This is a genomic window from Mesobacillus harenae (assembly GCF_013343715.1).
Classification (GTDB): domain Bacteria; phylum Bacillota; class Bacilli; order Bacillales; family Cytobacillaceae; genus Mesobacillus_A; species Mesobacillus_A harenae.
Map to the genome: position 1 here is coordinate 128,101 of NZ_JABUNR010000012.1, position 14,114 is coordinate 142,214.

Genomic DNA, 14,114 nt, shown 5'->3' on the forward strand with positions numbered 1-14,114 from the left:
GTACCAGAATTGACTGGCCTTCATTAACTTTCTTAATTCTCTTTAAGGAGGTGGGAAGAATGGCTGTACCATTTAGAAGAACGTCTAAAACTGCTAAAAGAAAACGTCGTACTCATTTTAAGTTACAGGTTCCGGGTATGGTAGCATGCCCAAACTGCGGTGAAATGAAACTTGCTCACCGAGTTTGCAAAGCTTGTGGAACATACAAAGGTAAAGAGGTTGTTGCAAACGACTAATTTGCTGGTAGAAAAAAGGCACAGGATGCAGAGGCATCCTGTGCCTTTTTTCTATTTTTTAATTTTCTGGAGCTGTGTGGGGGGCAACTTAGAATTAATATCGTTATGAAATATAATCCTTTTTTTGGAATATATTAAATTTCCCAAGTGATCCAAACCAAATTCTTATCCAGGTGTGTATTCTTGCTCCAAAAATAGAACAAATTCCTCGAAAATTCCCCTAAGCTTTATCTAGAACTTATGGGTTTTCTTTCATATCAGCCCGCTAATTGGTAAGATTATATCTATACATAATAGAAATAGTGAGGGGCCTTATCATGAAACCATATTTAATAACTAAAGATGCCAATGGATTATTACAATTTACCATTAATAAAATTGAGAAGAGAAATGCAATCTGCTATAACGTTATGGATGGCCTGCTGGAGGCAATTGAGCTAGCCGGCGATGAGGATGTTAAAGCGTTAGCGATTACAGGAGCAGGTGAGCAGGCTTTTTGTTCAGGTGGTGACCTTTCTGTTTTTCATGAACTGAGAACAGAGGAAGAGGCTTACGGAATGCTTTCGAAGATGTCTGAGATCCTTTATAAATTATTGCTTCTTCCTAAGCCCACAGTGGCTATCTTGAATGGCACCGCTGTCGGTGGTGGCTGTGAGCTGGCGGTTGCCTGTGATTACCGAATCGGCAGCCAAGGAGTAAAAGCGGGCTTTGTCCAAGGAAAACTAGCAATTACGACAGGATGGGGAGGCGGAACCATCTTGTTTGAGAAGCTGTCTCCTTCAAATGCTCTTAAAATGTTAACTGAAGCCCAGGTCTATACCGCTGATGAATTACAGAGGCTCGGTTTTCTTGATGAAATCTACACCGGCAGTAAAGATAATGCCTGTCAGGCCTTTCTTGAGAAAAGCCTAACTTTAGGTACCTCTGTTTTAAGTGCCTACAAAACAATGCTAGTTCAAAAGTGGAAAGTACATGAGATTAAAGAAAGAATAGATGAAGAAGTAAAAAATTGCTCTATCCTGTGGGCAAGCGACCTTCATCATTCTAAGGTAGACGAATTCAGAAACGGAAAATAAACTGAAATATGGTGTAGTTTCTGGCGGATATCAGTCTATCTTTCCTAGTAGAAGCATATGAATAAATAAAAAAACTAGGAGGGATCATTGATGCCATTAACCCGACAGGATGCCTGGACACAGGATGAAGATTTAATGCTTGCCGAAGTGGTTTTACGTCATATACGAGAAGGCGGAACACAGCTGAGGGCGTTTGAAGAGGTAGGTAGAAACCTTTCGAGAACGGCTGCAGCCTGTGGCTTTAGATGGAATTCATATGTAAGAAAGCAATATAAGTCAGGGATTGAGCTGGCCAAAAAGCAAAGAAAAGAGTTAAAAAAACAAGCGAAAATCAACGAATCTCAAAATGACGCCGAACAGGAGAAGCTTATTTCTCAGGCAGCTGTAAAAGCGCCAATAGCTGAGAGGCAGTCCGAAACCATTCTGGACTTTAGAGATATAATAAAATATCTAGAAGATCTCTACGAAAATTTCAGCCAATTAAGCTTCAAAGCAAAAAACATTGATGAATATGAAGATAAAACAAGAGAGCTAGAAAAACAAATCTACTACTTGTCAGCCGAGAATGAGAAACTAGAAAAAAACTTAGAAATGATCAAGAGTGATTACCAGTCCTTGATTGAAATCATGGAACGGGCAAGAAAAATGGTCATTTTAAGGGAAGATAATAGGCATGAGCGAGCACAATTTCAAATGGAAAAGAACGGCAACCTAGAGAAAATAGAAAGATGAAAAAACGGGCATCTCTGGGATGCCCGTTTTTGATTATAAAGATTTATTCTATTAATAATCTTGTCTGATTTTGCAGTACCGCGTTTCTGGATAGTCGGCTTTGCTTTTCTTTGTCTAGCTGCAGCGCCTAGCCCCTCGAGTCATAAGCCATGCCTTTACTGAAGGCAAAAAACGCCTTCATTCAAGCCCTGTCTTATGCTGGTCGGGGCCGAGCAAGGCGCTTCCGCTTTTCTATTTGTCTAGCTTCGCCTCCTAGAAACTCGGGAAACTTCGGTTCCTTCGACAGAAGCATAAAGCGCTTCTTTGTCGGACCCTCCAGTTTCCGTTTTTCTGGATAGTCGGCTCCGCTTTTCTATTTTTGTTCGTTTACTCCGGCTGGGAGCCAGACAATCGGATTTTCGCCGAGGTCTCTTTCTACTTCATATGTGACTGGAATGAAGCCCATTTTGTTCCAAAAATCCTGTGAACGAACTCTTGGATTGGTTTTGATAGGACGTCCGAAAGTTTTAGCAAACTCTACGAGTGCTTTCCCATAACCCTTTCCTTGATACTGAGGAAGTACTTCAAGTTTCCAAAGTTCCAGATATTCTTGGGCGGGTTCAAAGTAACGGTCGAACTTGGCTTCGAACTGATACAGGCTCATTCTGGCAACAAGCTTCTCGCCAAAATAGATTCCGTAAAATGGAGACTCGCTGTCATTTTCAATTATGTTAGCTTCAAGATCCTCAAGCATGGATAGTTCCTGATGCCCATACTCTTTAAACTTTTTAAATTCTTCTAATGTTTTATAATTAATTTTTAATCTTTCTACTTTTAAGTCCATAATAATTCCCCCTCCGTCTGTGCTTTGCTAATAATTTGGCTGTATATCTTAAATACCAACCGAATAATATGATTAAGTGAAAACAGTTTCATCCCGAATTCGGGATAAGTTCATTATAGTATAAAAACACAAAAAATTCCGCCGTTAAATTCAGAAAGCGTTTACAAATAAAGCAGGAATCTAAGCAAGATTGTAGAACTTTGTTATATTAAGAATCTTTTGCAAGAAAGGGGAAACAGGGTGCAAAAAATATTAATTGCTAACAGAGGTGAAATTGCCCTGCGTATAATCCGGACCTGCCGGGAAATGGGGGTCACAACAGTAGCTATATACTCTGATGCAGACAAAGAAATGGCCTATGTCAGGGAAGCTGACTCATCCGTTCGGATTGGGGAGCCGCCAGTACAGAAATCGTACCTAAATGCAGACGCGATTCTCGATATAGCAAAGGCGGAAAATGTAGACGGGATCCACCCAGGGTATGGATTTCTTTCGGAAAATGCTGAATTTGCCAGAAAAGCAGCAGAGGAAGGGTTAGTGTTCATAGGGCCATCACCTAAAACAATTGAACAAATGGGTGACAAAATTGTTTCCCGTCAAACAATGGAACAAGCGGGGGTGCCTGTTGTACCTGGAAATTCGAATGGCATTGATAATATAGAAGAAGCATGCAGTCTTGCTGATTCTATTGGTTACCCTATTATGCTGAAGGCCAGCGGCGGCGGCGGCGGCATCGGAATGGTTCGCTGTGAGAATAAACAAGAACTGCTCAAGAGTTTTGAGTCAACGAAAACTAGAGCAAAAACATACTTTGGATCAGATAAAGTATTCATTGAAAAGTATATTCAAAATGCCCGGCATATTGAAGTCCAGGTTTTTGGAGATTCATACGGGAATCTCGTACATTTATATGAACGGGACTGTTCCATTCAAAGGCGTCACCAAAAGGTAGTGGAAGAAGCTCCTTCGCCGTTTTTATCTGAAGAAGCTCGTGAACGCTTATATGATCTGGCATTAAAGGCGGCAAAGGCTGTAAGCTACATAAATGCCGGTACGATCGAATTTATCGTTGACGAAAATGAAAATGTCTATTTTCTTGAAATGAATACACGCCTTCAGGTTGAGCACCCAGTAACAGAAGCTATTACAGGGCTTGATCTAGTCAAGTGGCAGATATTAGTTGCTAGAGGAGAGAAACTACCGCTCCTTCAGCAGGAAATTCAGAATCAGGGAAACGCAGTCGAATTTAGGCTGTACGCTGAGGACCCTGTAACATTTATGCCTTCCCCTGGAAAAATAACGTTATTTGATTGGGAACCAGGACATGGTGTCAGGGTTGATTATGGGTACGAGGAAGGCAGTTCAGTTACACCATTTTATGATCCAATGATAGCTAAATGTATTTTTTATGGATCAACAAGAGTGGAAGCGTTAGCGATCTCAAAAAAGTTTTTTGCAGACATGAAAATAGAGGGGATTAAAACAAATGCTCCTCTTTTAAAAGAAATCATTGAGGATGAAAACTTCCAGTCAGGAAGATACACAACATCATTTTTAACTGAATGGATAGCAGCCAAAAAATAAGGGGGAAAACAGATGAAAGAGATTACAGCTTCTATGGCAGGTACGGTGTTAAATATAATGGCAACGACTGGTGATGATGTTACCGAGGGACAGGAGGTTTTGATGCTCGAATCAATGAAGATGGAGATTCCTGTCGAAGCTTCTGTTGCAGGGAAAGTTGCTGAGGTTCGAGTAAGTATAGGAGATTTCGTCAATGAGGGAGATATTTTGATAACCCTTGAATAAATAAAAATCAGACAGCCTTTTCACCGTAATGCTTAAAAGATAGGAGGAATAGCATGGCTTCAGCAAAAACACTTTCCGAAACCCTGCGTGATAGGATCGATGAAATAAAAGCGGGCGGACAAGAAAAGTATCACCAGAAATTAAAGGAACAAAATAAATTGTTCGTACGGAATAGGCTTCAGCTTTTATTTGATAATGGTGATTACGAAGAAGATGGGCGTTTTGCCAATTATCAGGCTGGAGACCTTCCTGCTGATGGGGTCGTAACGGCGATCGGAAAAATTAATGGGCAGACAGTTTGTGTTATGGCTAACGATTCAACCATCAAGGCAGGTTCATGGGGTGCGAGAACAGTAGAAAAAATTATTCGAATCCAGGAAACTGCAGAAAAATTAAAGGTCCCGATTTTATATCTTGTTGACTCTGCAGGAGCCAGAATCACTGATCAATTGCAAATGTTTCCAAATAGACGAGGGGCTGGGAAGATCTTTCATAACCAGGTAAAGTTGTCGGGCATGGTACCGCAGATTTGTCTGCTGTTCGGGCCATCAGCTGCTGGGGGAGCGTATATTCCAGCATTTTGTGACATTGTCATCATGGTAGATCAAAACGCGTCAATGTACTTGGGTTCCCCAAGGATGGCTGAAAAAGTGATCGGTGAGAAGGTGTCGCTTGAGGAAATGGGTGGTGCCCGGATGCACTGTTCGGTCAGCGGATGTGGAGACATGTTGGTATACAGTGAAGAGGAAGCCATTAATGCCGCTCAAAAATATTTATCCTATTTCCCAGCCAACTTCCAAGCTAAGCCAATTAAGGTGGAAGGGAAGGAGGCCAAGGAAGGCCGCGGCCTAGAGGATATCATTCCGAAGAATCAAAATGCACCTTTTGATATGTATGAATGTATTGATTCTCTAATAGACAATGGAAGCCTTTTTGAAATTAAGAGGCTGTTTGCTCCTGAACTTGTTACCGGTCTTGCCAGGATGGATGGCAGAGTGGTCGGCGTTATTGCTAACCAACCTAAAGTTAAAGGTGGAGTATTATTTGTTGATTCAGCTGACAAGGCAGCAAAGTTTATCCAGCTTTGCGATGCCTTTCATATTCCGTTGCTCTTTTTGTCAGACGTGCCTGGATTCATGATTGGCACAAAGGTTGAACGGGCGGGAATTATTCGCCACGGAGCTAAGCTGATTGCAGCCATGAGCTCCGCTACAGTCCCTAAAATTTCGGTCATTGTCCGCAAAGCATACGGTGCAGGATTGTATGCAATGGCAGGGCCTGCCTTTGAGCCGGATTGTTGTATTGCTCTGCCAACAGCGCAGATTGCAGTAATGGGACCAGAAGCAGCCGTGAATGCAGTGTATTCTAACAAAATAAATGAAATAGAAGATCCAAAAGAGAGGGCTGCCTTTGTACAGCAGAAGCAGCAAGAATATAAAGAGCATATTGATATTTATAAGCTTGCCTCCGAGTTAATCGTTGATGATATTGTTTCTCCTGCTAAGCTAAGGAAGGTCTTATTGGACAGATTTGCTCTCTATGAAACGAAAGAAATAACATTCAGTGTCCGCAAACATCCTGTCTATCCAGTTTAGCCAGCTGTCTGTGAATCGCACACAAAACCCAACTTGGTAACGATCAAGGGATTCGATTCTCGAGAAGAAAGCAGTCTTTCTTAAGCGGATTTAAATTATAAAAAGAAACAAATTCACAGTAACCTCAGTGAAGCCTACTAAGACATATTTGTTCAATCAGATCGTTGATCCCGTTAGGTAACTATCGGGTTGTTTTTTTTGTTTTCCTTTCAGTCAAAATAAAGCGGCTGCAAGCTTTACTAAAGGGTGGGCGGCGGGTAAAAACCCTGTGTAAATAGAATTCATAGAAACAATTTATACGATTGTTACCTTGGCGCAAATTATTTGATAAAATAGCACTAACTAAAAGTTGGAATTAGAGGGGTAATTATGAGAATTGGGATTATTGGAGGCGGATCAATTGGATTGTTATTTGCCTGCTATTTAAGTAAGATCCATCAGGTAACTTTGTACACAAAATCTCAAAAGCAGGCAGATGAAATTAACATTCATGGTGTCAGCCTAGAAAAGGAACTGGATAGATTTCATGCGAGAATGGAAGCAACACCTTATTTTAACTGGACAGGTGAAGAGCACCTAACCCTTATTGCCGTAAAACAGTATCAGCTGCAAGACTTGATGCCTATCATTATGGAAAAGTCTTCCGCCAATAAAAACCACTTTCTTTTTCTTCAAAATGGTATGGGCCATTTAAAATGGCTTAATGATTTAAGAGCTGCAAGTATTATTGTTGGTTCAGTAGAACACGGGGCAGCAAAGATAAATGCCCACACAGTTGACCATAATGGAATGGGTGTAACCAGAGCCGCTGTCTACCGGGGCGGCGACAAGCTCCTGAACGAGCTAGCAGATTCCCTCTCATCCTCCTTTCCCATAGAAGTTGAAACGGACTACCGGAGCATGCTGATAAAAAAACTCGTAGTTAATGCTGTAATAAATCCTTTGACTTCAATTTTAAAAGTGAAAAATGGCCAATTAATCGAAAACCCCTATTATTATTCTGAAGTCATATCTTTGTTCAATGAAGTTGCTGATATTCTTAACTTAGAACGTAAGCAAGATCACCTTGAGAATCTGATTTCAATATGCAGAAATACGGCAAACAACCGATCTTCCATGCTAAAGGACTTAGAAGAAGGGCGGCCTACAGAAGCAGATGCAATATTAGGTTACCTGGCAGACGAGGCTAATAGAGAGAATAAAAACGCCCCTCTTATTCAACTATTTTTAAATTGTATAAGAGGGAAGGAGTTAGAGAAGGAGAGGTTTTAAGATGCCAGAATTCTTTTCCGCATTTATTGCAACACTAGTGACAATCCCTTTGCTTGGTTATCTTCTTGTCTTTATTTTGTCTAAACAGATCACGAAAAACCACCGGCGTTCAGTCCGCCTCGCAATCGATAGCAGTACATTTTTATTTATAGTATCAGTCCATTTTATTATTGTAGCCATTTGGGATCGTTCCTACCTCTGGGCTATTCTTCTGCTATTAATTGGTATCGCGCTCATCTTTGTGGTAATTCACTGGAAGTTTAAAGAGGAAATCGTCCTTCCAAAGGTATTTAGGGGTTATTGGCGATTTAACTTTCTTTTGTTTTTCTCTGCCTATATTGTTCTCGTTTTGGTCGGATTAGTGCAAAGGGTATCTGCTGTCATTTCGGTGCCCTAAAAGGCAAGAATTTTTCTTTTCATTCTTATAAGTGCTATACTCATAAGAGTTAAATTCGTTACTGAAAGGAAGTTACATATAGATGGAGATTGTAAATCTCTCCCTGCCGGCTGCCAATCGGTTTGCAACAGAGTACCTAGCGTCAAGTCCAAATGTACTAGGATTCTTTCATTACAACTATAATGAAAACTCACAGTTCCAAGACAGACTTGAGGAACTTGGCTCGAGAACATTTTACCGGGATGAACTAGCAGATCATATTGATCACTTTATGACGGCTTATCCAACTTCCGACAGGGTTCGAACTAATATAGAAAAACTGAGAAAGAATAATAGTGTAGCTGTTATAGGAGGGCAACAGGCCGGCCTTTTAACCGGACCTTTGTATACGATACATAAGATAATCTCCATACTTAAGTTGTCAGAGCTAAAAGAGAAGGAACTTGGAGTACCCGTGGTTCCGGTTTTCTGGATTGCAGGTGAAGACCATGATATTCAGGAAGTAAATCATTTATTTGTCTCTGTGAACGGAAAGCCAGTTAAATGGAATTATCCAGAAAAGATTTATAACAAACAAATGGTTACAGATATAAATCTGAATAAAGAGGTTGCCTCGAAGTGGATTGAAGATATTCTAGCTGTGTATGGAGAAACAGAATATACGAATAAGCTGTTGAAATTTTTAAATGAATCTGTTGAGCTCTCAAAAACATTTGTTGATTTTTTCGCACGGATTATCATGGAGATGTTCAAGGATAAGGGACTTCTAATCGTAGATTCTGGAAACCGGGATTTACGTAGGCTTGAAAAGAACTTTTTTATAAACCAAATCCAGAAATCATCTGAAATAACGAGAGCAGTGATTGATCAGCAAAAAGAGACACTTGCTGCAGGCTTCAGCAAAGCGATCGACATAACAGATCATGCAGCTAATCTGTTTTATTATGATGATTCTTATAATGAACGGGTTCTTTTACATTATGATCCTGAAAACGATGTATATTTCGGAAAGAATGACGGAGTTCGGTTTACTCGAGAGGAACTTTTAAAGATCGCTTCAGAATTTCCGGAAAGGTTAAGCAACAATGTCGCAACTAGGCCACTGATGCAGGAATGGCTGTTTCCAACGCTTGCCTTTGTAGGCGGGCCCGGGGAGATCGCCTACTGGGCTGAATTAAAGAAAGTATTTGAAGAATTCAATTTAAAGATGCCTCCTTTGGTTCCAAGGCTAAACCTGACTATTTTAGACAGGTCGATTGAGAGAGATCTTAACGAGCTGGAATTGGATTTGACAGAAGTACTAGTGAATGGCACTAGTAAAAATGAACTCATATACATTGATTCTTTAAAGGACAGAGAACTTGAGGCTTTATTTGAAGAAGCCAAAGACCAGTTGCAGCAGCAATACCGCGCAATTGAAGCGAAGACTGAAAAGCTTGACCAAGGGCTGATTCCACTTCTTAAAAAGAATGAAAGCATCCTGCTAAAACAGATCGAATTTATGCAGAATAAAGCGGACGAAGCGATCTGCAGCAAGCATGACCACTATCTTAAAAAGTTCAACAGAATCGACCATGCTTTAAGACCAGCAGGAGCTCCACAGGAACGTGTCTGGAATCCTTTTTATTATGTGAATCAATATGGTTTTGATTTTATCCAAGACCTAATGGATCTTCCCTATCAATTTGACGGAACGCATAAAGTAATAAAAATGTAAAAGCTTTGCCCTCATAGGGTAAAGCTTTTTTTCTGTTTAGAACCCTCTGGATAACTGGTTTAGAATGACTGCGGTGCCTGGCTCGAGTGCTAAGGTGGGTTAATAAGAAGATTTTGGTATTTAAAAAAATGGGGGAGGAATTTTAAGCTTTGGCGCAGAATATAAAAAATAAGTGGTGAAAAGTGGGGGGATGTGGTAAAGTTGTTTTAGAAAGTGGGGGTAATGGCTATGTTCATGGGTGAATATCATCATAACATTGATAATAAAGGCCGTTTGATTATCCCTGTAAAAGTTCGGGATCACCTGGGTGAACTGTTTGTTTTGACCCGTGGTCTTGATCAATGTTTATTTGGTTACCCGCTTTCTGAGTGGAAGGTTATTGAAGATAAATTAAAAGCCCTCCCATTAACAAAAAAAGATGCCAGGGCTTTCACCCGATTTTTCTTTTCAGGTGCTACCGAGAGTGAAATTGACAAACAGGGGAGAACCAACATTCCTGCCCCGCTTCTGCAGTATGCAAAGCTTGAAAAAGAGTGTGTGATTTTAGGTGTTTCCAATCGAATTGAAATTTGGAGCAAGGCCATTTGGGAAGAATATTTTACAGAATCAGAGGAATCTTTCGCTGAAATTGCGGAAAATATGATTGGGTTCGATATTTAATGGACAACTTTGTTAAAGATAAACCCGATTATCGATTGGAAGGATGAAATCATGTTTAAGCATACAACAGTGTTACTTGAAGAAGCGGTTGATGGGCTTAATATAAAGCCTGATGGGATATATGTGGATTGTACTCTCGGTGGAGCAGGTCACAGCGAGCTGATTCTGTCCAGGCTCACAGGCAAAGGAAAGTTGTATGCATTTGATCAGGATGATACAGCTATCGCGCATGCTAGAGAAAAGCTTGCCCAATATGGTGAGCGCCTGACCATTATTAAGAGCAATTTTTTGTTTTTAAAAGAAGAACTAGGGAATATAGGGGTTCATGGGGTTGATGGCATTCTGTACGACCTTGGGGTTTCTTCTCCGCAGTTAGATACGGCTGAACGGGGATTTAGCTACCATAATGATGCTCCGCTTGATATGAGGATGGATCAGGATGCTGAAGTAACCGCTTATACAGTAATAAACGAGTGGCGCTATGAGGACTTGGTTCGGATTTTTTTTCAGTATGGCGAGGAGAAATTTTCTAAACAAATTGCCAGAAAAATAGAGGCAGCAAGAGCAGAAAAGCCAATCAGTACAACCAGCGAACTTGTAGAGCTTATAAAAGATGCAATTCCAGCGCCGGCCAGAAGAAAAGGCGGGCACCCAGCTAAAAGAGTTTTTCAGGCTGTCAGAATTGCTGTAAATGATGAACTGGGAGTATTTGAAAAATCCCTTGAACAAGCTATGGATCTTCTTAATATTGGGGGGAGAATCAGCGTCATTACCTTTCACTCATTAGAAGATCGGATTTGTAAAACGACTTTCAAAAAGGCAAGCGAAGGTCCACCCCTTCCGCCAGGTCTCCCGGTTATACCAGAACAGTACCAGCCGGAAATGAAGCTTATTACCCGTAAACCAATTGTCCCATCTGACGATGAATTGGAAATGAATAACCGGGCAAGATCGGCAAAACTTCGTATTGCTGAGAAAATGAAATTTGCAGATAGATAAAAATTATATAAATTTAAATTAATCAGGAGGGAAGAAAATGAGCAATCTGGCAAGAAAACTGCAGCAAGAACAGCAACAGGACATTGTAAATGTTCCGAAAAAAGATGAGGTTAAAAAATTTTGGCTGTCTCCTGGGGAAAAGGCGTTAGTATTGATGTTTGGAGTTGTCTTTTGTTTTGGAGGAACATTTTTGGTATCGAACCAGGCTGCCATTTATGAGGTGAACAAGGAAATTCAGGTGATGGAAACGACAATCCAGGAGCAACAAAAGGAAAACAGTGACCTTACAATGCAAATCGGCGAACTAAGTACATACGAACGGATCTGGGAAAAGGCAAAACAACTTGGACTTACGCTGAACGAAAACAATGTTAAGGTTGTGGAGAATTAATGGGAAAGAAACAACCAAATATGAATTTTGGAGCAGCGATATTATTTGTAATATTCAGCCTGCTCTTTTTTGTCTTAATTTATAGGTTTATTAGTATACAGGTAACTGGAGAAGCGGCAGGACAAGCACTCGCAGCCAGGGCAGAATTAAAGTATGAAAAGAATCGTATTATTGACGCAGCGCGGGGTACAATCTTTGATCAAAAGGGAGAAATAATTGCTCAGGACACAGCGGCATACACTCTAGTTGCTATCCTGGATGAATCTGTTACGGTGAGTAAAGAAAACCCCAAGCATGTAGCCGAACCGGAAAAGACGGCCAAGATGCTTGCTGAGCATATCGATATGGCAGAAAGTGAAATTTATAACAGGCTAACGACAGAAGGCAGGTTTCAGATTGAGTTTGGGAAAGCTGGACGGGACATTTCTCATCAGGTTAAAAGGGAAATAGAAAACCTGAAGCTGCCGGGAATAACGTTTATCAAAGATACAAAGAGATTTTATCCGAATGGTGTGTTCTCTTCCCATTTAGTCGGCTTTGTAGAAAAATCCGAAAATAGTGAAGGGAAAGAAAATGAAACTGGCAAATTAGGGCTAGAAAAAACATTAAATAACCAGTTGACTGGAAAAGACGGTTCACTCACTTTTGACAGTGACTTTTGGGGGTTTTTACTGCCAAGTGCTGAAAAGGATATTACCCCGGCACAGCACGGTAATGATGTTTATTTAACGATCGATAAAAAAATCCAAACTTTTTTAGAGGATGCGATCAACAAGGTTGATAATGAATACAAACCGAAAAAGATTGTTGCCATTGTGGCTGATCCGAAAACAGGTGATATTTTAGGAATGGGCCAGCGCCCAACCTTTCATCCAAAAACAAAGGAAGGCCTCGATGCAACCTGGCACAATGAGGCAGTTGAAAATTCGTTTGAACCTGGTTCAACAATGAAGATTTTCACCCTTGCGGCGGCTGTTGAGGATAAGGTATTTAATCCAAATGAATTATATAAGTCCGGAACGTATCGAGTTACCGAAAAGTCAAGCTCTATAGGGGATCATAATAGTGGGAGAGGCTGGGGACCAATCTCTTATCTTGAAGGGATCCAGCGATCTTCCAATGTTGCTGTTGCAAGGCTTGTAAGTGAAAAAATTGGCTTTGAATCATTCAGAGAGCATTTAGATGCTTTTGGCTTTGGAAAACAAACAGGAATTGAGCTTGAAAATGAAGCGACCGGAAAAATCCTATATGATTGGCCAATTGAAAAAATCACAACTTCATACGGACAAGGCTCTACTGTAACCGCAATGCAGCTTGTTCAGGCTGCAACTGCAGTGGCAAACGATGGGAAGATGATGAAGCCGAGGATAATAGATAAGATTGTGAATTCAAACACCGGTGATATCATAGAGCAGAAAGACCCGGTTGTTGCAGGACAGCCAATATCAGCCGAAACGGCGAAAGAAGTAAGAGAGGTCCTTGAAACGGTTGTAACATCACCTAAAGGTACCGGGTTTGAACGTTATAATATCGAGGGATATAATGTCGCTGGGAAAACAGGCACCGCCAACATTACAGGCGGAAGTAAATATTTGACTGGAGCTCAGGATTATCTATTTTCATTTTTGGGGATGGCTCCTACAGATGATCCAGAATTAATCGTTTATGTGGCAGTACAGCAGCCTCAAATTGATCATTATTCAGAGGGTTCCGTCCCGGTTTCAATGATTTTTAATACTGTAATGAAAAGCAGTCTGCAGTATTTAAATATCAAGCCTACCCAGCTGGAGAAAGCGGATGCCGGAAAGGTTCCAGATTACAGAGAATCAACTGTTGATGATGCTGTTAAGGATATCCAATCTAAAGGATTTACACCTATTGTCCTAGGTAATGGCAGCAAAGTAATTAAACAGCTGCCAGCAGCAGACTCAACTGTACTAGAAGGCGAAAAGATATTAATCATGACTGAAGGCAAGACGATTGTACCTGACCTTACTGGCTGGTCATTAAGGGACGTAATGAAGGTTGCCCAAATTGCTAACCTTAAATTAAATAAGGCGGGCAGCGGTTATGTCGTCAAACAGAATGTCCAATCCGGAGGGGTACTAAAGGAAGGAGAGTATCTTATTGTTCAGTTGGAAACACCTCTCGAGCAATTTGAAAAATCACTTGAACCTGAAGGAGAATTAGAAGAAGACGAAGTGGTCGATTAAACATTGCAATGAAGATATTGCAGAATGAAAGTTATATTCAATAATGTACAAGCATATATTGGAACGAGCCAGATAAAACTTTTCGGTTTTTTGGCGAAATGAGGAGCTGCGGCTGCTTGAGAATAAAAGGTATTTTCTTTTAGGCTCTGGCATTTGCAGCTTTTTGTTTAATCGGGATCCGTTCAAGAAGGATC

General features: G+C 40.7%; 14 protein-coding genes. 13 read left to right on the top strand and 1 reads right to left on the bottom strand.

The genetic code is table 11. The annotated features are described in order from the left end of the window. The first annotated feature begins 59 nt into the window (after positions 1–59). The 3 genes from rpmF (at position 60) to HRJ06_RS15325 (ending at position 2,044) form a co-directional block, all read left to right on the top strand. Positions 60–236, top strand: coding sequence for a 50S ribosomal protein L32 (gene rpmF, locus HRJ06_RS15315; RefSeq protein ID WP_174733821.1), 177 nt, complete (start codon positions 60–62; stop codon positions 234–236). Between the two features lie 317 nt (positions 237–553). Beyond that, the gene (locus HRJ06_RS15320; protein ID WP_174733822.1) at positions 554–1,312 is read left to right on the top strand and encodes an enoyl-CoA hydratase/isomerase family protein; all 759 of its coding nucleotides are present in this window, start codon (positions 554–556) and stop codon (positions 1,310–1,312) included. A gap of 90 nt (positions 1,313–1,402) precedes the next feature. Beyond that, the gene (locus HRJ06_RS15325) at positions 1,403–2,044 is read left to right on the top strand and encodes an RsfA family transcriptional regulator (protein WP_174733823.1); all 642 of its coding nucleotides are present in this window, start codon (positions 1,403–1,405) and stop codon (positions 2,042–2,044) included. 352 nt (positions 2,045–2,396) lie between these two features. On the opposite strand, the gene HRJ06_RS15330 is transcribed toward HRJ06_RS15325, so the two are convergent. Further along, on the bottom strand, positions 2,397–2,867 hold the full coding sequence (locus HRJ06_RS15330; RefSeq protein WP_174733824.1) for an N-acetyltransferase: 471 nt from the start codon (positions 2,865–2,867) through the stop codon (positions 2,397–2,399). A 240-nt stretch (positions 2,868–3,107) separates the two neighbouring features. On the opposite strand from HRJ06_RS15330, the gene HRJ06_RS15335 reads away from it, so the two are divergent. From HRJ06_RS15335 to HRJ06_RS15380, 10 genes are all read left to right on the top strand, one after another. Beyond that, positions 3,108–4,451, top strand: a complete 1,344-nt coding sequence (locus HRJ06_RS15335; RefSeq protein ID WP_174733825.1) for an acetyl-CoA carboxylase biotin carboxylase subunit — start codon at positions 3,108–3,110, stop codon at positions 4,449–4,451. Positions 4,452–4,463: 12 nt separating this feature from the next. Further along, complete coding sequence (locus HRJ06_RS15340; RefSeq protein ID WP_174733826.1) at positions 4,464–4,676, top strand: biotin/lipoyl-containing protein; 213 nt, start codon at positions 4,464–4,466, stop codon at positions 4,674–4,676. A gap of 53 nt (positions 4,677–4,729) precedes the next feature. Beyond that, entirely contained in the window at positions 4,730–6,271 is a 1,542-nt protein-coding gene (locus tag HRJ06_RS15345; RefSeq protein WP_174733827.1) for an acyl-CoA carboxylase subunit beta, read from the top strand. Between the two features lie 369 nt (positions 6,272–6,640). Then, the gene (locus tag HRJ06_RS15350) at positions 6,641–7,543 is read left to right on the top strand and encodes a 2-dehydropantoate 2-reductase (protein WP_174733828.1); all 903 of its coding nucleotides are present in this window, start codon (positions 6,641–6,643) and stop codon (positions 7,541–7,543) included. A 1-nt stretch (position 7,544) separates the two neighbouring features. Continuing rightward, positions 7,545–7,940, top strand: a complete 396-nt coding sequence (locus HRJ06_RS15355) for a DUF3397 domain-containing protein (protein WP_174733829.1) — start codon at positions 7,545–7,547, stop codon at positions 7,938–7,940. 82 nt (positions 7,941–8,022) lie between these two features. Continuing rightward, the gene (bshC, locus tag HRJ06_RS15360) at positions 8,023–9,657 is read left to right on the top strand and encodes a bacillithiol biosynthesis cysteine-adding enzyme BshC (protein ID WP_174733830.1); all 1,635 of its coding nucleotides are present in this window, start codon (positions 8,023–8,025) and stop codon (positions 9,655–9,657) included. Positions 9,658–9,885: 228 nt separating this feature from the next. Next, positions 9,886–10,317, top strand: a complete 432-nt coding sequence (mraZ, locus tag HRJ06_RS15365) for a division/cell wall cluster transcriptional repressor MraZ (protein WP_174733831.1) — start codon at positions 9,886–9,888, stop codon at positions 10,315–10,317. A gap of 51 nt (positions 10,318–10,368) precedes the next feature. Next, complete coding sequence (gene rsmH, locus HRJ06_RS15370) at positions 10,369–11,316, top strand: 16S rRNA (cytosine(1402)-N(4))-methyltransferase RsmH (protein WP_174733832.1); 948 nt, start codon at positions 10,369–10,371, stop codon at positions 11,314–11,316. A gap of 37 nt (positions 11,317–11,353) precedes the next feature. Next, positions 11,354–11,707, top strand: coding sequence for a cell division protein FtsL (gene ftsL, locus HRJ06_RS15375; protein WP_174733833.1), 354 nt, complete (start codon positions 11,354–11,356; stop codon positions 11,705–11,707). Next, the gene (locus tag HRJ06_RS15380; protein WP_174733834.1) at positions 11,707–13,920 is read left to right on the top strand and encodes a penicillin-binding protein; all 2,214 of its coding nucleotides are present in this window, start codon (positions 11,707–11,709) and stop codon (positions 13,918–13,920) included. Before ftsL ends, HRJ06_RS15380 begins: the two co-directional genes overlap by 1 nt. The last annotated feature ends 194 nt before the right edge of the window (positions 13,921–14,114 follow it).